20 protein-coding genes and 1 other RNA gene are annotated in these 18,008 nt (G+C 41.0%); 8 read left to right on the top strand and 13 right to left on the bottom strand.

What is annotated here, in order from left to right:
• Positions 1–77: 77 nt before the first annotated feature.
• The 5 genes from L1267_RS06775 to rsmI form a co-directional block, all read right to left on the bottom strand.
• Positions 78–1,880, bottom strand: coding sequence for a hypothetical protein (locus L1267_RS06775; RefSeq protein ID WP_235382426.1), 1,803 nt, complete (start codon positions 1,878–1,880; stop codon positions 78–80).
• Positions 1,881–1,936: 56 nt separating this feature from the next.
• Positions 1,937–2,140, bottom strand: coding sequence for a terminase gpP N-terminus-related DNA-binding protein (locus L1267_RS06770; RefSeq protein ID WP_138556760.1), 204 nt, complete (start codon positions 2,138–2,140; stop codon positions 1,937–1,939).
• Between the two features lie 345 nt (positions 2,141–2,485).
• A complete protein-coding gene (locus L1267_RS06765) occupies positions 2,486–2,902 on the bottom strand; it encodes a hypothetical protein (RefSeq protein WP_235382425.1) in 417 nt (138 codons plus the stop codon).
• Between the two features lie 201 nt (positions 2,903–3,103).
• Positions 3,104–3,455: RNase P RNA component class A (rnpB, locus tag L1267_RS06760), an RNA gene on the bottom strand.
• Positions 3,456–3,497: 42 nt separating this feature from the next.
• Positions 3,498–4,355, bottom strand: coding sequence for a 16S rRNA (cytidine(1402)-2'-O)-methyltransferase (gene rsmI / locus L1267_RS06755; protein ID WP_058585920.1), 858 nt, complete (start codon positions 4,353–4,355; stop codon positions 3,498–3,500).
• A 61-nt stretch (positions 4,356–4,416) separates the two neighbouring features.
• Here rsmI and L1267_RS06750 point away from each other — a divergent pair, with 61 nt between their 5' ends.
• From L1267_RS06750 to dolP, 4 genes are read left to right on the top strand one after another with little or no spacing between them, the layout of a single operon-like run.
• Complete coding sequence (locus L1267_RS06750) at positions 4,417–6,294, top strand: penicillin-binding protein activator (RefSeq protein WP_235382424.1); 1,878 nt, start codon at positions 4,417–4,419, stop codon at positions 6,292–6,294.
• 26 nt (positions 6,295–6,320) lie between these two features.
• Positions 6,321–6,692 carry a YraN family protein gene (locus L1267_RS06745; protein ID WP_135923452.1) on the top strand — a complete coding sequence of 124 codons (372 nt, stop codon included), beginning with the start codon at positions 6,321–6,323 and terminating at the stop codon, positions 6,690–6,692.
• Between the two features lie 30 nt (positions 6,693–6,722).
• A complete protein-coding gene (locus L1267_RS06740; RefSeq protein WP_135923451.1) occupies positions 6,723–7,310 on the top strand; it encodes an SIS domain-containing protein in 588 nt (195 codons plus the stop codon).
• Complete coding sequence (gene dolP, locus L1267_RS06735) at positions 7,310–7,876, top strand: division/outer membrane stress-associated lipid-binding lipoprotein (protein WP_135923450.1); 567 nt, start codon at positions 7,310–7,312, stop codon at positions 7,874–7,876. The genes L1267_RS06740 and dolP overlap by 1 nt, the downstream gene beginning before the upstream one ends.
• A 63-nt stretch (positions 7,877–7,939) precedes the next feature.
• On the opposite strand, the gene L1267_RS06730 is transcribed toward dolP, so the two are convergent.
• From L1267_RS06730 to rplM, 7 genes are all read right to left on the bottom strand, one after another.
• Positions 7,940–8,380 carry a ClpXP protease specificity-enhancing factor gene (locus L1267_RS06730; protein WP_135923449.1) on the bottom strand — a complete coding sequence of 147 codons (441 nt, stop codon included), beginning with the start codon at positions 8,378–8,380 and terminating at the stop codon, positions 7,940–7,942.
• A complete protein-coding gene (gene sspA / locus L1267_RS06725) occupies positions 8,380–9,006 on the bottom strand; it encodes a stringent starvation protein SspA (protein WP_054554181.1) in 627 nt (208 codons plus the stop codon). Before sspA ends, L1267_RS06730 begins: the two co-directional genes overlap by 1 nt.
• A gap of 79 nt (positions 9,007–9,085) precedes the next feature.
• Positions 9,086–9,823 (bottom strand): cytochrome c1, encoded by a 738-nt coding sequence (locus L1267_RS06720; protein ID WP_135923448.1) that lies wholly within the window; start codon positions 9,821–9,823, stop codon positions 9,086–9,088.
• Entirely contained in the window at positions 9,820–11,085 is a 1,266-nt protein-coding gene (locus L1267_RS06715) for a cytochrome b (protein ID WP_135923447.1), read from the bottom strand. The genes L1267_RS06720 and L1267_RS06715 overlap by 4 nt, the downstream gene beginning before the upstream one ends.
• The gene (gene petA / locus L1267_RS06710; RefSeq protein ID WP_054554178.1) at positions 11,085–11,675 is read right to left on the bottom strand and encodes a ubiquinol-cytochrome c reductase iron-sulfur subunit; all 591 of its coding nucleotides are present in this window, start codon (positions 11,673–11,675) and stop codon (positions 11,085–11,087) included. Before petA ends, L1267_RS06715 begins: the two co-directional genes overlap by 1 nt.
• A 632-nt stretch (positions 11,676–12,307) precedes the next feature.
• Positions 12,308–12,700, bottom strand: coding sequence for a 30S ribosomal protein S9 (gene rpsI, locus L1267_RS06705; protein ID WP_095209788.1), 393 nt, complete (start codon positions 12,698–12,700; stop codon positions 12,308–12,310).
• A gap of 8 nt (positions 12,701–12,708) precedes the next feature.
• Positions 12,709–13,137, bottom strand: coding sequence for a 50S ribosomal protein L13 (rplM, locus tag L1267_RS06700; protein WP_135923446.1), 429 nt, complete (start codon positions 13,135–13,137; stop codon positions 12,709–12,711).
• A gap of 189 nt (positions 13,138–13,326) precedes the next feature.
• On the opposite strand from rplM, the gene L1267_RS06695 reads away from it, so the two are divergent.
• Entirely contained in the window at positions 13,327–13,491 is a 165-nt protein-coding gene (locus L1267_RS06695) for a hypothetical protein (RefSeq protein ID WP_235382423.1), read from the top strand.
• Between the two features lie 102 nt (positions 13,492–13,593).
• Here L1267_RS06695 and zapE read toward each other — a convergent pair whose 3' ends face one another.
• Positions 13,594–14,682 (bottom strand): cell division protein ZapE, encoded by a 1,089-nt coding sequence (zapE, locus tag L1267_RS06690; RefSeq protein ID WP_135923445.1) that lies wholly within the window; start codon positions 14,680–14,682, stop codon positions 13,594–13,596.
• Between the two features lie 178 nt (positions 14,683–14,860).
• Between zapE and L1267_RS06685 the strand changes: the two genes are divergently transcribed.
• From L1267_RS06685 to L1267_RS06675, 3 genes are all read left to right on the top strand, one after another.
• Entirely contained in the window at positions 14,861–15,304 is a 444-nt protein-coding gene (locus L1267_RS06685; protein WP_135923444.1) for a YhcB family protein, read from the top strand.
• 123 nt (positions 15,305–15,427) lie between these two features.
• Positions 15,428–16,780 carry a Do family serine endopeptidase gene (locus L1267_RS06680; RefSeq protein ID WP_135923443.1) on the top strand — a complete coding sequence of 451 codons (1,353 nt, stop codon included), beginning with the start codon at positions 15,428–15,430 and terminating at the stop codon, positions 16,778–16,780.
• Between the two features lie 98 nt (positions 16,781–16,878).
• Complete coding sequence (locus L1267_RS06675) at positions 16,879–17,961, top strand: trypsin-like peptidase domain-containing protein (RefSeq protein ID WP_135923442.1); 1,083 nt, start codon at positions 16,879–16,881, stop codon at positions 17,959–17,961.
• Positions 17,962–18,008: the final 47 nt, after the last annotated feature.

Raw genomic sequence — 18,008 nt, 5'->3', positions numbered from 1 at the left:
CAAATGTTTCTAAAACTTAAATCATAGATGGCTGAGGCCACTATAATTATTATATAAAAAATACTAAATGCTAAGTATCATAGTTCAATGTTCGACTCTAAAACTTGTTCTTTCATCCAAGAGATAGGATTCCAAGTAACAGAGTGACGTTCTTTTACCGATTCAAGAGCACTTCCCCATTCAGTATTTATTATATGATGCTCAATAATCCCCCAAAAACCATGCTTAGAACCGGGAACATTAAGTGACAGGGGGAGTTCTTGTGGTCCCAATTCCCCATTCCGCTTCTTTACATAGTACGACTCGATTATCCAAATGGTGTATAAATGCGATTGCTTTCTTAATTTCCCGAGCAAGTCACTCACAATATCAAAGTGAATTAACCTCATTTTGTTAAAAGTGCAATGACTTGCTTTTTTACCTTCTACGGAGCACACCAAAGAATAGTATATCTCTTCATATATTGCCTTAAAGAAAGACAAACTTGTTGGTCTCAGCTTACTGATACTGTGTTTATCCCGTAAATCTGGATCGTTTTTGATGATCCAATCATGAGCTTTCTTCAAATCATTATAAATTGAATAATTATTTTTAGATGATCCCGCTATCTTACTTTTTACAGCCGTATTTCTTGACGATTGAGGGCTCTTTAGTATAGCTAAAATTAAAATGCATATATTCATTTGAATAGTAGGCATAAGTTGACGCAAGGTTTTGTTTGTAAGCGCAAGCATACGTGCTAACGTTCTTGCCATTGCAACCCATTCTTTTTTGAATTCGTTCTCAGATATGCCCAACTCATTCTTTAGTCCCTCAATTCGCTCATTCTCATTATTGGATGTTAACCAATCTGTGCTGTGCGAAAAGGTGAAAAACTCATCGCTACATAACTTAATAAGCTCATTTTCCGCAAGGAAGGAGTTAGAAAACTGATTCACCAAAATGGTATGCTGTAAATGGTCCATTAGCTTCTGATCATAGTCTTTATAGTGATGATTAACTAAACCTCCAACCACCTCAGATTTACACACGTCAAATCTATTTAAAATCTTATCCTTTATTGACTCTATATTTCTCCCTTCAGTTAAAGCAACCCATAGCTCTTGTTTAACTTGTTCTTCCAAAACTCGCAAATAATAAGGTACCTGATTAATCCGAAACGAATATGTATCATCACCAGCACCTTTTCCTTCATCAATTTCAAAGTAAAAGCGTTTAATAAGTGCCGTGTTTAATTTGGCGTGTTCGTCGCTACTCATATTGAAATCAACGATATTATCCATGCTAGCTTGATTAGCTTTATTTGGTTCCCTGTACCTAATCAACTCCATCCATTTCTTATTAATTAGACTTAACTTATGCTTAAGAACTACCAATTTAAAGCAGGATGATTTAGCTTCAACTTTATATTTTTCCTTAATTTTTTTCCCTTCTACATCTCCATCTTCATATGGTAATAGCTGTAAAATCCCCTCAATTTCTCGAGAAAGTTGAAAAGATTGATGTTCAATAGATGATCGCCCATATTCTTTTTGCAAATACGAAAGCAACCCCTTCTCATTTAACTCATAGTCTTTAAGCTTTCGAGGATTAGATGGCTCATATCGTGCCGGATATATGCAAAGTAAGTACCGATCAAAAAGCACTCCTCTATTCTTATAACATTCATCATTTATAAGCTCATTTTGAACATCAATACTTTGCTCTAAGAACTTTTCTTTATAACCTTCAGGTTCCTTATCTTCTATTAGATTAGCAATAAACTTTCGGTAAAGAGGGCTAAAGTATTCAGGCGTGTTATACCAATGCACTTCTGATTTACTGAGGTTCCGAATTAGCGTTTCTTCTTTCAAATTGTCAATTGTCTTGCTCAACGTCATAATTTATCCCTTAATAGGAAGCCATCACTTAAAAAACGTGATGGCTTAACCCAAATTTAACCTGCGAATAACCCTTTACGACCTCTATGAGCATCAATTCGCTTGTATATGGTACCGCTTTGAATTCCAATTTTTTTGGATATTTCAGGAACAGAATAACCTTTGTCATACAAATTTTGCAGACTAGTATTCTGATCCTTAATTGGCATGTTGCTAAACAGCTCAGCATTGATTGCATTTTGAATTCCAGAAAAGAACATTTCTCTTTCTCCATACTAAATTTAAATAAAAACAAGTGCTGACTTAAGTAGTTGTTGGCTCTTGCACATTTATAATTGCATAGCTAGAGATATTTCACATGCGACAGAATCTTATAAAAAATAACTCGGCCTCTAAACCCCGAACAAAAATACCTTTTATATGACTTCAGATGATTGGAGATTTTTGTGTTTTTACAAAACAATTTACCGCTGAGACTCGGATTCATATAGAGATATGTGAATTTTTAGAAAGCCGCCTTTAAGACTAAGCGGTTACTAAAACTTTTGTAACAACTTACAATAAAACGATTACTTCCAGCGAAACAGCAAAGACATAAATGATTATCAATGGTAGTCATCTGGATCAGCTCCTCTACAGAGCATTTCCAGATATTTCAAGACCTCTTCAGTATCCAGTTCTTTTTGCCCGCCTTGAAGATACTCAAAGTAAATTGATTTCAGTTCATTAATGGCTCTGTTATGGCAGTGCTTTTTAGCATTATCTCCACTTTTATCGGCTGGTCTAAAAGTCAGATCCAAAAAGAAATTCCTCACTGCGACTTTTATTCCATTGTCGATAGAGAAATTGCAGTCAAACTGATTATGGGTTAGTTGCTTATAGTCCCCATAAGAAGACATCAACTCGTTAATGACCTCTTGGTTTTCAGGGTTTTTGTTACCCTGTACATAACTCTTCCACCCTCCTTGTTCTGGGCATAAGTACCTTGTCCATGAGTCTATTTTCTTCTTTGAAGCTACCAACTAAAGTATATCCGAAGACTTAGCTATATTACTTTAATATAACTAAGTTCTTCGGTTTAAAGAAAAAACTTCGTTAAATACCGAGGCTCTTGTGTTATTTGATGAGTCAGCCAGTAAGCCGCTGTTTTGTATGCGCGGAGTGGATTTTCTCCGGCCCAAAAAGCAAAAAGCCCGTAGATTCACTACGGGCTTTAATATGATTTGGTGAGTCAGCCAATAAGCCGGGTTCTGTCGTGGATAATCATTCGTCTAGGCCATAAATCGCTCTATGGCTCAAGCAACCTACCCGGTTCCAACGTGGGCCACGCCATAAGGAACCCTATTTGGTCTTGCTCCGGGTGGAGTTTACCTTGCAACCAACTGTTACCAGTGGCCCGGTGCGCTCTTACCGCACCCTTTCACCCTTACCAACCGAAGTTGGCGGTCTCCTCTCTGCTGCACTTGTCGTAGGCTCGCGCCCCCCAGCCGTTAGCTGGCACCCTGCCCTGTGGAGCCCGGACTTTCCTCCCCCTGCGCATTTTCGTTGCAGGCAGCGATTATCTCGGCTGACTCGGCGCGCAGTATACCTGAGCGCGCACGTCTATGCAGTAAAGAATTAGTCTTTTTCGTCAATAATTGCTTTATAAAGTGCGTTTTTCTTCAAACCAAAATACTCAGCCACAACACCACAGGCTTTTTTCAGTGGCATTTCGGCTTCGAGTAAACCGAGCATGCGGCGCGCATCTTCTGGAATGTCGTCACTTTGCTTTGCCTTGCCCGGTAACATCAATACGATTTCACCGCGCTGCTTAGTTGGATCATCCGTTAAAAACTGTTTTAACTCGGCAACCGTGCCATTGAAAAAAGTTTCGAAGGTTTTGGTAAGCTCTTTAGCAAATACCACTGGCTGCTCTGCACCGAGCGCTGCTTCTAAATCATCAAGGCTCGCCATAATGCGGTGGGTACTTTCATACATGATGCTAGTAATACCTGAGTTAACCGCTTCGATAAAAAAGCTCTGCCTTGCTTTACTCTTTGCAGGTGTAAAACCAATAAACTGAAAACGGTCTGTCGGTAAACCAGAACAACATACAGCGGTAATTGCAGCACATGCTCCCGGTACTGGCGTAACATGCGCGCCTTGTTCACGGCATAAATTGACCACCGCATAACCTGGATCGCTAATCAGTGGCGTGCCGGCATCAGATACCAGCGCAATATTCATTCCTTGCTCTAGCCAGTCGACAATTTGTTGCGCTTTTTGTTTCTCGTTGTGGTCATGTAAAGCAAAGGTTTTTGCTTTGATATTAAAGTGGCTTAACAACTTTCCTGTGTGACGAGTATCTTCAGCGGCTATTAAGTCAACCTCAGATAGGGTTTGGATGGCACGCTGGCTGATGTCATCAAAGTTACCAATAGGCGTGGCAACAATGTAAAGAGTGCCGATTTTATCTGAATTGTCCTCATTTAACATTGAGGTCTCCTGCGTCAGTCAGTAATATAAGCAAATCGCGTTAACGTATTGGGAAATCATTGTGCGACTTAAACTTGTTAGTCTATTAATTGTATTGTCGGGGTTATCGGCTTGTAGCACAACCGAAAAACAACTAAATACTGCAGAAAATCAGTCAGGCCAAGCTGAGCTTGGACTATCACAACTAACCGACGCACAATCAATGTATCAAACGGCACTACTCCGCCAAGGTGCCGATAAAATCCAACTTCTTTATACTGCTCGCGATGCTGCAATTAACGAAGAGCGCTGGGAACTGCTAGAAAAGATCTGCCTTGAACTTGAAAGCACGCCAAGTGTCGATCAAATTCAAAACAAACTTTATATCGCCCTTGCCCTAGAGCAACAAGGTAAGAGCGACTTAGCGCTAGCACAACTACAACAGCTTGAGCCTCAGTTAACGCAGCCTGAGCATCAAGCATGGCACAAATACTTAACAGCACGGGTATATGCTTCTCAAGGTATGCCTAAACTAGCTATGCCATTTTACTTTGCAGCATCAACATTAAGCAGTGAAAACAATTTTACTGTCGCTAATTTAAATAAAGATTTGTGGCAAAGCCTTACCCAGCTTTCATCCTATGCTCTTGAGCGCTTTAACCGAGGTTCTGTTGTACAACAAGGCTGGGTTAACTTAGCGCTTTATCATCAAGTTTATTTAGGTGCACCGGTAGAACTTCATCAAGCAATGAATAACTGGTTACGCCGTTACCCTGGCCACCCTGCGGCAGAAGTTTTGCCAAAAAAGGTCACTGAGCTTGTACAAATCGAACCATTAGAAGTAAATCGTTTAGTGGTACTTATTCCGCAATCGGGTGCCAATGAACGTTTGGGCGACGCCTTAAAAGCAGGCGTGCTTGCGGCACTTGATAACAGAGCAATAACAGAAACCCTATTTATTGATGAATCATTACCGGCAGAAGAGATAGCACTTAAGTTAAGCGAGTTTAAAGCTGACTTTGTTATTGGCCCATTGCTTAAAAGTAATATTGAAAAATTGAATTCGGCACAAACGCTGGTTGATTACCCAGTGATGCACTTAAACAGCTTTGATGGCGAACGGATCTCACAGCAGCACTTTTTCTTTGCTCTTAACCCTGAACATGAAGTTCAACAAGCTTTAGAACGCTTTTTAACTGCGGGCTACCAAAAGCCCATGTTACTTGCACCTAATAATAATAATGGTCAGCGCTTGGTTGAATACTTTAACACTCAATGGCAGCGTTACAGCGAAGTAAAACCGCAAATTGGCTTTTACTCTGATAAAGCAGATATGCCTAAAACAATTACCGGCTTGCTTGAGGTAGACCAAAGTAAAGAGCGTATTAATGTTGTTAAATCATTATTTAAGCAAGAAGTTGAAAGTGAAACCCGTTCTCGTAGCGATATAGATGTAATTTACATTTTAGGTGATGCCACCGAAACACGTTTAATTAAACCCTATTTAGACGTTAACGTAAGTACTTTTGCTGACCGCATTCCGCTTTACGCCAGCTCAAAAAGTCACAGTAAACAAATTGATAGAACCGATAAAGGCGATTTAGATGGCCTTTATTTTACGGAACTACCTTGGATGCTCGAAGGTCAAATTCAACAACATAACTTGCGTCAACAGTATGATAGCTTGTGGCCTGAACATGCTGACATCAACCAACGCCTTTTTGCTATGGCGTTCGATGCAACCAGTATGCTGGGTGAAGTAAAACAACTTAGTATGGTGCAAGGCAAACGCTTTACAGGAATCAGCGGCGACCTTAGCATTGCCAGTAATGGCTATGTAACCCGCAGCCTAGACTGGGCTCAATACAAAAATAAGCAAATAATCGCTGTTGATTTACCAACAGAGCAACCTATTCCTTTATTTATGCAATCAGCATCGAGGTATAACTCAGCTGATTAAATTAACGCATGCTCAAGGATGAAGCTATGTCGTGGTTTAAGCAATTGTGGCAAAATAGCCGCGAAAAAGGTCTGTATTATGAAAAGCAGGCCGAACAGTATTTAATACAGCATGGATTAGTTGCTATTGAGCGTAACTATCTGTGTAAGTATGGTGAGCTTGATCTCATTATGCGTGATGGACAAACTTTAGTGTTTGTTGAAGTGAAATTTAGAAAAAACACCCTTCGAGGGGGTGCTAACGTTGCACTCAGCAAACAAAAGCAGCAACGATTAAGGCGAACAATTGCCCATTATCTTGCAGAGAAAAAAATATCAAACCAGGCTATGCGATTAGATTATCTGGCCATTACCGGCGAGACTAACAGTGCAATTAACTGGTTTAAAAATGTTTACTAACGCTTATGGCGTCAGCTTAATTGGTAGGTTATGCAAGAAACAATAAAAAAGATCTTTACCGAAAATATTCAAGTTCAAATTGCCGCAGGTGAAGTACTGCCAAGCGCCCTCGAATCAGCCGCATTTACCATTGCGCAAAGTCTAATTAATGGTAATAAATTGCTTTGTTGCGGCACGCCAAGCTGCCACATGCTGGCTCAACATATGGCTGGGCTATTAATTAACTTTTATGAAACTGAGCGTCCATGCCTACCAGCTGTTGCGCTCGCTCAAGAACAGGTTAATTTAGGCTCGACAAACCAAACAGATGAGCACGAAACCTTTGCAAGGCAAATTCGTGCGTTTGCCCAGCAAGGTGACCTGCTTTTAGCTATCGCGATTAATGGCAATGAAAAACACATTATTTCTGCGGTTGAGGCGGCACTTACTCGCGATATGAAAGTCATAGTATTAGTCGGTGATGACGGCGGTGAATTAGTTGGATTATTGGGCCCCAATGATGTTGAAATTCGCGTGCCATCAAAGCGCCCTAGTCGTATTGTTGAATCACATTTAGTGAACTTACACTGTTTAAGTGAGCTTATTGATTTAACCTTATTCCCACAGGAAGAAAATTAATGTTAAAACAGTCTCTACTTGTAATTAGTACCGTATTATTACTACAAGGGTGTGCTGCAGCAGTTGTTGCAGGCACTGCAGGCGCAGTCACAGCAGCAAATGATCGTCGCACAATTGGCTCACAAATTGACGATAACAACATCGAAATTAAAAGTTCAATCGCTATCAGTGAAATTGAACGTTTACACAAATTTGCTAACGTGAACGTTATTAGCGTTAACGGTATTGTATTAATGATTGGTCAAGTGCCTAACCAAGAAATGAAAGAGCAAGCACAACGTGCAATTGAAGGCGTTGATGGTATTCGTAAAATTCATAACCAAATTCGCATCAGCTCTAATATTGGCATGAGCACACAAACACACGATTCATGGTTAACCTCAAAAGTGAAAACCCAATTACTCACCACTGAGAATATCAGCAGTAACAACATTAAAGTCATAACAGAGAATGGAGAGGTGTTCTTAATGGGCTTAGTGAGTGATACAGAAGCCAACTTAGCGGTTGATGTGGCACGAAACGTATCAGGTGTTGAGCGTGTAATTAAAGTGTTTGAATATCTATAATACGAACTGTAAGTTGATAATAAAAAACCCGCTTTATAAGCGGGTTTTTCGATTTTAATAAGGCTATTTGATCACTCGTAAGTGAGCACCTTTTTTCTTCTCTGGTTTAGTTGGTGGTTCATCATCTGGCGTTACATCGTCAGGCGTGTCTACACTTTCTAATACCGGAGCAAAATCGTCTTCGTCCTCGATGAATTCTTCTGCAGTAAATACAGTCCCTTCACCATTCTCACGTGCATAAATTGCGAGCACAGCACCCATAGGTACATACACTTGCATAGGTTGACCACCAAACCGAGCATTAAAGCTCAGTTGCTGGTTATCCATAGCAAATTGCGTGACCGCTGATGGGCTGATGTTTAAAACGATCTGGCCGTCTTGAACAAACTGTGTTGGTACTTGTACAGCAGGAAAATCAGCATTCACCACTAAGTGTGGTGTACATTGATTATCAACAATCCAATCAAAGAAAGCGCGTAGTAAATAAGGACGATTAGGCGTCATTATAAACGGATCTCACGCTCTGCTTCAGTTAATGAAGCTTGGAATGATTCACGCTCAAATAAACGCAGCATGTATTCTTTAAGCTCTTTAGCACCAGCACCATTAAGTTCAATGCCAAGCTCAGGTAAACGCCATAATAACGGCGCTAAGTAACAATCAACTAAGCTGAACTCTTCGCTCATAAAGTAAGGAGCTTCAGAGAAGATAGGTGCGATTGCAAGTAACGCTTCAGTAAGCTCTTTGCGTGCTTGTGCTGCTTCGCTGCTACCGCTAGTGATCTTATTCGCTAGACTATACCAATCCGTATCAATACGGTGCATCATCAGACGACTACGGCCACGCATAACCGGATATACTGGCATTAGTGGAGGATGAGGAAAACGTTCATCAAGGTATTCCATGATGATGTTTGCCTGATATAAACCAAGCTCACGATCGATCAGTGTTGGTACTGTACCGTAAGGGTTAATTTCATGAAGTGCCTCTGGCAGGTTATCCTTTTCAGCCAGGTGAATGTCAACACTTACACCTTTTTCAGCAAGTACAATACGTACTTGGTGGCTATACATACAGTTAGCACCAGAAAACAGGGTCATTACAGGGCGCTTATTGGCAGCTACGGCCATGCCTACCTCCATTATATTACAAAAACAGCAATAGGGGCTTAAGCCCCTATCACAAAATTACCTTTCAAAACGTCCAGAATTAGTGAACATCTCTCCAGTATTCTTTCTTCAGCATGAATGCCAAGATAAATAGAATCACTAAGAAACCAATTACCTTAAGACCTAACGCTTCTGACTCTAAACGTGACGGCTCGCCAACGTAAGCTAAGAAGTTAGTTAAATCACGAGCAGCTTGGTCATACTCGTCAACACTCATTTCACCTGAACCATCTGTTTCAGTGCCAACAACTTTAGTCACAGTGTGACCGTGTTCTTCCACTTCTTCAGTGATTGGTGTTGGTAAGCCTTGTAGTTCTTGAAGAACGTGCGGCATACCTACCGATGGGAAAACAACGTTGTTTACGCCAAACGGACGAGATTCATCTTTGTAGAATGACTTCAGGTAAGTGTAGATCCAGTCAGTACCACGAACTCGCGCTACAAGCGTAAGATCTGGTGGCGCTGCGCCAAACCATTTAGCTGCGTCATCTTTATCAATCGCGTTTTTGATGTGGCTACCTACTTTTGAGCCATCAAAAATCAGTTGCTCTTGACCAATCTCAGTAGGAATACCGATGTCGCGGAACGTACGCTCATAACGTTGATACTGCATTTGGTGACAACCAAGACAGTAGTTCATGAACAATTTAGCACCGCGCTGTAAAGACGCATTGTCTTTAAGGTCAATGTTGGCATCCATTAAAGGAACCGAAGGACCCGCTGCCATTGTCAACGATGGCAACAATGCGAATAAACCGATAATTAGCTTTTTCATCATTTCGTCAACCTCGTTGGTAATGGCTTAGTTTTCTCATTCTTACTGTAAACAAATAACAATACGAAGAACATGAAGTATGTCACAGTCGTGATTTGTGATAACAGCGTTTTGAAATCAGTTTGTGGAGTTGCACCAACCCAACCTAAGATAACGAACGTTACCACGAATTGAGCAATGTTTAACTTGTGTAAGCCACAACGATAACGAATAGAACGAACCGAACCACGGTCAATCCAAGGTAGTAACGCAAGCACTACGATAGATGCACCCATCGCGATAACACCGATTAGTTTATCTGGGATAGCGCGCAGAATCGCATAGAATGGCGTGAAGTACCAAACAGGGAAAATGTGCTCAGGTGTTTTCAGTGGGTTAGCTGCTTCGAAGTTTGGCGCTTCTAAGAAGAAACCATTCATCGCAGGCATAAAGAATACAACCCAACAGAATAATATTAAGAAACCAACCACACCCACAATATCTTTCACTGTGTAGTAAGGGTGGAACGGGATTGCATCAACAATGTCTTTCTTGTTGGTGTAATACTCGTGGAATTTAAATTTAGGCTTGTCTTCTTCAGCTACAGTGCCTTTCTTACGTTTGATTTCAACACCGTCTGGGTTGTTTGAACCCACTTCGTGTAGTGCAACAATGTGTAAGAATACTAAGATAACGATAACTAAAGGTAGTGCAATTACGTGTAGTGCAAAGAAGCGGTTAAGCGTTGCACCTGAAATTACGTAGTCACCACGGATCCAAAGCGTTAAGTCATCACCAATTACCGGAATCGCACCGAATAGTGAAATGATTACCTGTGCACCCCAGAAAGACATTTGTCCCCAAGGCAATAAGTAACCCATGAATGCTTCAGCCATAAGCGCTAAGAAGATGAACATACCGAATAACCACAGTAACTCACGTGGTTTTTGGTAAGAACCGTAGATCATGCCACGGAACATGTGCAGATATACAACGATAAAGAACGCTGATGCACCTGTTGAGTGAAGGTAACGTAGTAACCAACCGTATTCAACATCACGCATGATGTATTCTACCGATGCGAAAGCACCTTCAGCAGACGGTACGAAGTTCATTGTTAACCAGATACCAGTTACGATTTGGTTAACAAGTACTAACATGGCTAGAGAGCCAAAGAAGTACCAGAAGTTAAAGTTTTTTGGTGCTGGATACTGTGCAATGTGCATGTTCCAAACACGTGTCATTGGAATACGATCGTCGATCCAACCAATAATTTTACCAAACATTACGCCACTCCTTTTTCTTCACCGACTAAAATAGTCGTGTCATCAAGGAAGGTATACGGAGGGATTTCTAGATTTAATGGTGCAGGTACAGATTGGAATACACGACCCGCCATATCAAATTTAGAACCGTGACACGGACAGAAGAAACCGTCGTCTGTGCCCTCTACTTTTTCACCAAAGCCACCTTGTAGGAAGCTAGGAGAACAACCTAAGTGCGTACAAATACCAACAGCAACGAAGATCTCAGGACGTTGAGAACGGTATTCGTTTGTTGATGATTCAGGTTGTTGAGGCTCTTCAGATGCAGGATCACGAAGTTGACCTTCATGTTCTTTCATCTGTTCAAGCATTCTTGGTGTACGATTAATAACCCAAACAGGTTTTCCTCGCCACTCAACACGTATTAATTGTCCTGGCTCAAGCTTGCTGATATCTACTTCTACAGGCGCACCCGCAGATTTAGCTCGCTCACTTGGATTCCAAGACGCAATAAAAGGAACAGCAGCCCCAGCCGCACCAACACCACCAACAACAGAGGTAGCTATGGTTAAAAAGCGACGTCGGCCATTGTCTACAGGCGCATTGCTCATCCACTTATCTCCACTATGATTCCCAACACTTGCCATATTGAGAACATCAGTTACAGCAGGTTAATTTTTAGAAATTTTAAAATAGACGCGATCATAATTAAAAGCCTTGATTAAAACAAGGTTATTCACAGTCCCATGCTCGAATAAACCCATTTTAATAGTTGATTAATTAGGGCCAGCTCGAGCATGAAGCCGCTGGTTATGATAACGCATATAAAAAAACAATATACTGACCAAGATCAACCTCACTAAGAGGAAACAGAATTCTGTATTAGCTGTTGTTGAACTCACTCACATTACTTGCCCCCCAATTGTAGCAAAAAAATTCATCAATTAACTGATGGATTTAAGCTAATTTCGCTAAATCGTGAAGTTTTTTTACTGTAATACGCAGTAATTACTATCAGCGGTTAAATATCGAACGAAAAAAGGTAGGGTTTTTACTATCAGCTATCAGTCTTCAGCGTTCTGATCTGTGATCTGACCCCGATATAACCTGAGAAATGGATGTAAAACATCAATAACTGAGCCCCCTCTCGATCTGCTAAAAACTGACTTCTGAAAGCTGATGGCTCCAAGAAACAAAAAACCCAGCCGGAGCTGGGTTTTTGGTATTCTGATAAACGTAAATATTAACGTTTTGAGAATTGTGGACGCTTACGTGCTTTCTTAAGACCCACTTTCTTACGCTCAACTTTACGTGCATCACGTGTAACGAAACCTGCTTTACGAAGTGTAGGACGTAGAGACTCGTCAAACTCCATAAGTGCACGAGTGATACCGTGACGGATAGCACCAGCTTGACCAGTAGTACCGCCACCTGAAACAGTGATGTGTAGGTCAAACTTTTCAGTCATTTCAACGTGCTCTAATGCTTGACGAACAACCATGCGAGCAGTCTCACGACCGAAATACTCTTCTAGAGAGCGCTTGTTGATTACGATGTTACCAGTGCCTGGGCGTAAGAATACGCGAGCACTTGAACTTTTACGACGACCTGTACCGTAGTATTGATTTGCCATGATAGTGCTCCTTAAATGTCTAGAACCTGAGGCTGTTGTGCAGCATGGTTGTGCTCAGTACCTGCGTAAACTTTAAGTTTACGGTACATTTCGCGGCCTAAAGGACCACGTGGCAACATGCCTTTAACAGCTTTTTCGATAATCATTTCAGGCTTTGCAGCTTGAAGCTTGTCGAAAGTAGTAGACTTAAGACCACCTGGGAAACCAGTGTGTGCGTGGTACATTTTGTCTTTTGCTTTATTACCAGTAACAGTAACTTTCTCTGCATTGATAACGATGATGTAATCACCAGTATCTACGTGAGGAGTGTACTCAGCTTTATGCTTACCGCGTAGGCGACGAGCGATTTCAGTAGCGATGCGACCTAAAGTTTTACCTTCAGCGTCAACTACGTACCAGTCACGTTTTACTGTTTCTGGCTTAGCAACAAACGTTTTCATTTATTAAAATCCAATGTTTTTTAATTTAAAACCACAGGTAATTATTATTAATTACCGCTCTAAGTTGAATGCTTTAACCCCTTCGAGTTTAAGACTTTGAGCCATCAATTAGAGGCTAAACTAATATCTGGCAATAGAACGCAACGTGGCAGACGCGGGAGTATACCAGCACTTAAACCACATTGCTATATGATGGTTGTTTTTTATTCGAGAAATTCAGCAATCAGCAATCAGCAATCAGCAATCAGCAATCAGCAATCAGCAATCAGCAATCAGCAATCAGCAATCAGCAATCAGCAATCAGCAATCAGCAATCAGCAATCAGCAATCAGCAATCAGCAATCAAAAGCTTAAAAATCGAAAAATGAATGTAAAGCTACTTCAGTTCATTAACACAAATAACTAAACCACTATCTCGATCAGCTAAAAACTGACGGCTGAAAGCTGACAGCTCTACTACGCTAGATGCTCTCTCGCTAAATATTCTAGCGATTGCATTTCTTGCAATCGACTGATGCAGCGCTTAAATTCAAAATTTAAGTTACCTTCGCTATACAGCTCAGTTATGGGCTTTTCAGCAGAAATAATTAACGTCACATTACGCTCATAAAACTCATCAACTAACGCAATAAAACGGCGAGCTGCATCATCATTAGCTTGGCCGAGCGCTTTAACATTCGATAAAATAACAGTGTTATAGAGTCGGCTGATTTCCATGTAGTCGACTTGGCTTCTCGCTGTTTCGCACAACTCACTAAAGTCGAACATAACGATACAATCAGCTACCTTTCGCGTTTTTATCAATCGGCCTTCGATTTCAATCGCTTTATCGAGCACGCCAGGCTCTGGCGACAACTTATCAAAGTATTCAAATAAATTATCATCCGCTTGCTGATCAAGTGGGCTATGAAAAATTTCGGCTTGCTCAAGGGTACGTAAGCGGTAATCAACACCCGAGTCCACATTAACAATCTCGGTGTTAGCTTTTACTAGTTCAATAGCTGGTAAAAAACGCGCGCGTTGCAAACCGTTTCGGTATAGCTCGTCGGGTACAATGTTTGAAGTTGCCACTAATACGATACCGCGCTCAAATAACGCTTCCATCAGGCCACCTAACAGCATGGCATCAGTGATATCTTGAACAAAAAACTCGTCAAAACAAATAATATCTGTTTCTGCTTTAAATATATCTGCAACCACATTTAATGGATTACTGGTATTTTTTAACTTTTTAAGCTCATCATGAACACGATGCATAAAACGATGAAAGTGCACACGCATCTTACGTTCAGTAGGTAAAGCTTCGTAGAAAGTATCGACTAAATAGGTCTTACCTCTACCTACTCCCCCCCAAAAATAGAGCCCTTTTATGGCTGGCGTGCTATCTTTAGAGAAGAGTTTGGCAAACCACCCCTTAGCGGCTGGTTTCTCTGCCGTTAGGTCATCATAGAGCCTTTGCAAATGACGCACAGCATTTTCTTGCGCTGCATCATGTACAAAGTCTTCACGTTGTAAATCTTGTTGGTACTTCTGCCAAGGAGTCATAGGTCGTTACAATAAAACACAGTTAAATTTGCAGAGTATATTAACACGCATCGTATCTCAGGGTATATTAACCCGCAGTATGATTTCACAATCAAATTAAGCATATTTTAATAATGATTGGACTATAAGTGCTTTTACAGCATTTGTTTTTGTTATTTTTTCCCAAAGGGGTAGATTTATGGGCACAATTACCTGGGTAGGTATTCTTATCATCGTTGCAATTTCGGCATTTTTCATTGGTGCGTTTGTAACAAAGAAACAATTTAAGCAAGATGAGTTAGAACAACAAGTAGAGCAAGCTAATAATGCACTTGAGCAATACCGCCAAGATGTTGCCGATCACTTGGCAAGCACAGGGAAACTTGTCTCAAAGATGAAAGATAACTATGACCAGCTTCTCAACCATGTTGAAGAAACGAACAAACTATTATTAGCAGATAAAAAGCAACACCCTAACGAGCCGTTCTTTTCAAAAGAAACCACTGAGCAATTGCAAAGCTCATTACAAGACCGTCGTGGCGATCGCTCAAGTGCAGAAGCACAACCTGCAGACTATGTGGTCGGTGAAACAGGGTTATTTACTGGTTCAAATAAAGTTTCAGAACATTCTAAAGCCTCTTGATGAACTTTTTTTTGACCCCATAGTCTTTAGATATAACAGCTTTATATCTAAACCAAGAAAAGGGCTGCTTATGCAGCCCTTTTTAGTTTTTGCTTTATCTCTGATGTGGAGTAAACCCTGACTATGAAAATGAAATTATCTGTTATTAGTGCTGCTATTTTATCTTCAAGCTTATTGTTAGCGCCTGCAGTTTCAATGGCTAAACTGCCAGTGGCGGTAAATGGTCAACAGTTACCAACCCTTGCACCAATGTTAGAACAAATAACCCCTGGCGTGGTGAGTATTCAAGTTTCAGGCTCAAAAGAAGTTCGTCGTCGTCCAACACCGTTTGATGACTTTTTTGGCGTACCACGCGGCGGTAGTCAAAAACGTGAATTTAGCGGCCTTGGTTCTGGCGTCATAATTAATGCAGACGAAGGGTATATTGTTACCAATAACCACGTTGTCGAAGATGCAGAAAAAATGATTGTCACCCTTGAGGATGGTCGTGAGTACGAGGCAACCAGAATTGGCAGTGATAAAGAATCAGATATTGCATTGCTGCAAATTGATGCTGATGACTTAACTGAGCTAAAAATTGCCGACTCAGATAAACTGCGCGTGGGTGATTTTGCGGTAGCAATCGGTAACCCATTTGGTTTAAGTCACACAGTAACCTCAGGTATTGTGAGTGCGCTTGGTCGCAGTGGTTTAAACATAGAAGGTTATGAAGACTTTATTCAAACCGACGCGGCTATTAACCAAGGTAACTCTGGTGGTGCATTAGTAAACCTAAATGGTGAGCTGATTGGTATTAACACCGCAATTTTAGGCGCATCAGGTGGAAACGTAGGTATTGGCTTTGCTATCCCATCAACCATGATGAAAAACCTCGTTGATCAAATTATTGAGCATGGCGAAGTTCGTCGCGGTTCACTGGGCATTTCAGGTCGCCCGCTTGACGCTGGCCTTGCTAAAGCACAAAAACTTGATGTAAAACAGGGTGCCTACGTTATGCAGGTGATGGATGACACCGCAGCAAGCAAAGCGGGTATCAAAGCCGGTGACGTGATCATCAGCGTCGATGGCACTGAGATCAGCGGGTTCCATGAACTACGCAGCAAAATTGCTACGCTTGGTGAAGGCAAACGCGTAAAACTAGGTATTTATCGAGATGGTAAAGTTAAAATAGTAAATGTAACCCTCGATGGCGCAGCTTCACTAACAGCAGCTGGCGAAGAAACTCACCCAGCTTTCCAAGGTGCAACACTAGAGAACACTCAGAAGAGTGATGGTAAAGGAGTTGAAATAACCAGTGTGGCAGCACGCTCTCCAGCTGCGCGGGTAGGCCTTGAAGAAGGTGACGTGATTATGCAAGTAAACCGTCAACGTGTTGAAACAATCCGCGACATGAATAAGATTATCGAAAACACTAAAGGTAATATCGTCCTAGGAGTAAAACGAGGTCGAGAACTTATTTTTGTATTAATTCAATAATTTTATTTGATTTTTCATGAAAAAATAACAGTGGTGCTTGCCGCTGTTATTTTTTTTGTGCCATCATTAAATAATTGCTCATTGATAATAAGAATATTGTGCTAAAACTTTTGAAATTTATCCTACCGCCGCTTTTTACTGGTTTAGGTATCGCCTTCTTGGTCGTGCTTTTTAGCCCGAGTTTACGTAGCGCTTTATTACCCAACATGAATTTACCCGTTGCGATCAGCTCGCAGCATATGAGCTTTGCCGATGCAGTGCAACGTGCAGCCCCTTCTGTGGTAACTATTTTTTCCGAAAGTATTTCTAACCAACCACGCTACAAACGTCAAAACACTGTTCAGGCACTTGGCTCAGGCGTCATTATGTCGCAAGACGGTTACATTCTGACTAATTATCACGTTATTAAAAATGCTGACTTGATCATTATTACCCTGGCAGACGGTCGTCGTTTTTATGATGTTCAAGTGATTGGTTTTGATAGTGAAACAGATTTAGCTTTATTAAAAATAAACGCTGAACACTTACCTGTCATTCCTGTTAATGACAATTTTAAACCACGTGTAGGCGATGTTGTTTTAGCTATTGGTAACCCACTTAATTTAGGTCAAACCATTACCCAAGGTATTATTAGCGCTACAGGAAAGCAAAACTTAATCGACAGCCCTTACAGCAGCCTATTACAAATGGATGCCGCCATAAATGTAGGAAACTCAGGTGGCGCATTAGTTAATTCACGTGGTGACTTAGTAGGTATCACGTCGGCGCAATTCAAAACCCATGCAGACTTGGATATCCAAGGTATTTTCTTTGCAGTGCCCTACTCAATCGCTAAAGACATCATGGATATATTAATCAAACATGGTCGTGTTGTACGAGGTTATTTAGGTTTTAGAGGCACCGGCATAGATAGCACAGGCAAAGATGTTAGTGATAACTTTACGCCTGTAGCAGGAATGCGTATTACCGAGCTAGACCCGTTTGGACCAGCGTGGCAAGCGGGGATCAGAGAAACCGATATCGTAATTAAAATCGGCGGTATTTCGGTTGCTAACCCACAACTAGTTTTAGACAAACTAGCAAAAACTGAACCGGGCAATAAGCTAGAATTTGAAGTCTATCGTGATGGTGAGATATTAAAGATTATGGTTACTGTTGGCGAACTAGAGTCAAAATCTTAACCAAAAAAAAGCCTAACAGACGTTAGGCTTTTTTATAAGTATTAAGT

The organism is Pseudoalteromonas sp. OFAV1 (genome assembly GCF_021532595.1).
Classification (GTDB): domain Bacteria; phylum Pseudomonadota; class Gammaproteobacteria; order Enterobacterales; family Alteromonadaceae; genus Pseudoalteromonas; species Pseudoalteromonas lipolytica_C.
The sequence above is the reverse complement of the archived record's forward strand: the minus strand, read 5'-3'. Positions and strand labels throughout refer to the sequence as shown.

Bases quoted from the DNA above. Each gene is read 5' to 3' on its own strand.
- L1267_RS06775 (WP_235382426.1), bottom strand. From the start codon at position 1,880: ATGACGTTGAGCAAGACAATTGACAATTTGAAAGAAGAAACGCTAATT.
- L1267_RS06770 (WP_138556760.1), bottom strand. From the start codon at position 2,140: ATGTTCTTTTCTGGAATTCAAAATGCAATCAATGCTGAGCTGTTTAGC.
- rsmI (WP_058585920.1), bottom strand. From the start codon at position 4,355: ATGTTAAATGAGGACAATTCAGATAAAATCGGCACTCTTTACATTGTT.
- L1267_RS06745 (WP_135923452.1), top strand. From the start codon at position 6,321: ATGTCGTGGTTTAAGCAATTGTGGCAAAATAGCCGCGAAAAAGGTCTG.
- L1267_RS06740 (WP_135923451.1), top strand. From the start codon at position 6,723: ATGCAAGAAACAATAAAAAAGATCTTTACCGAAAATATTCAAGTTCAA.
- dolP (WP_135923450.1), top strand. From the start codon at position 7,310: ATGTTAAAACAGTCTCTACTTGTAATTAGTACCGTATTATTACTACAA.
- L1267_RS06730 (WP_135923449.1), bottom strand. From the start codon at position 8,380: ATGACGCCTAATCGTCCTTATTTACTACGCGCTTTCTTTGATTGGATT.
- sspA (WP_054554181.1), bottom strand. From the start codon at position 9,006: ATGGCCGTAGCTGCCAATAAGCGCCCTGTAATGACCCTGTTTTCTGGT.
- L1267_RS06720 (WP_135923448.1), bottom strand. From the start codon at position 9,823: ATGATGAAAAAGCTAATTATCGGTTTATTCGCATTGTTGCCATCGTTG.
- L1267_RS06715 (WP_135923447.1), bottom strand. From the start codon at position 11,085: ATGTTTGGTAAAATTATTGGTTGGATCGACGATCGTATTCCAATGACA.
- petA (WP_054554178.1), bottom strand. From the start codon at position 11,675: ATGAGCAATGCGCCTGTAGACAATGGCCGACGTCGCTTTTTAACCATA.
- rplM (WP_135923446.1), bottom strand. From the start codon at position 13,137: ATGAAAACGTTTGTTGCTAAGCCAGAAACAGTAAAACGTGACTGGTAC.
- L1267_RS06695 (WP_235382423.1), top strand. From the start codon at position 13,327: ATGATGGTTGTTTTTTATTCGAGAAATTCAGCAATCAGCAATCAGCAA.
- zapE (WP_135923445.1), bottom strand. From the start codon at position 14,682: ATGACTCCTTGGCAGAAGTACCAACAAGATTTACAACGTGAAGACTTT.
- L1267_RS06685 (WP_135923444.1), top strand. From the start codon at position 14,861: ATGGGCACAATTACCTGGGTAGGTATTCTTATCATCGTTGCAATTTCG.
- L1267_RS06680 (WP_135923443.1), top strand. From the start codon at position 15,428: ATGAAAATGAAATTATCTGTTATTAGTGCTGCTATTTTATCTTCAAGC.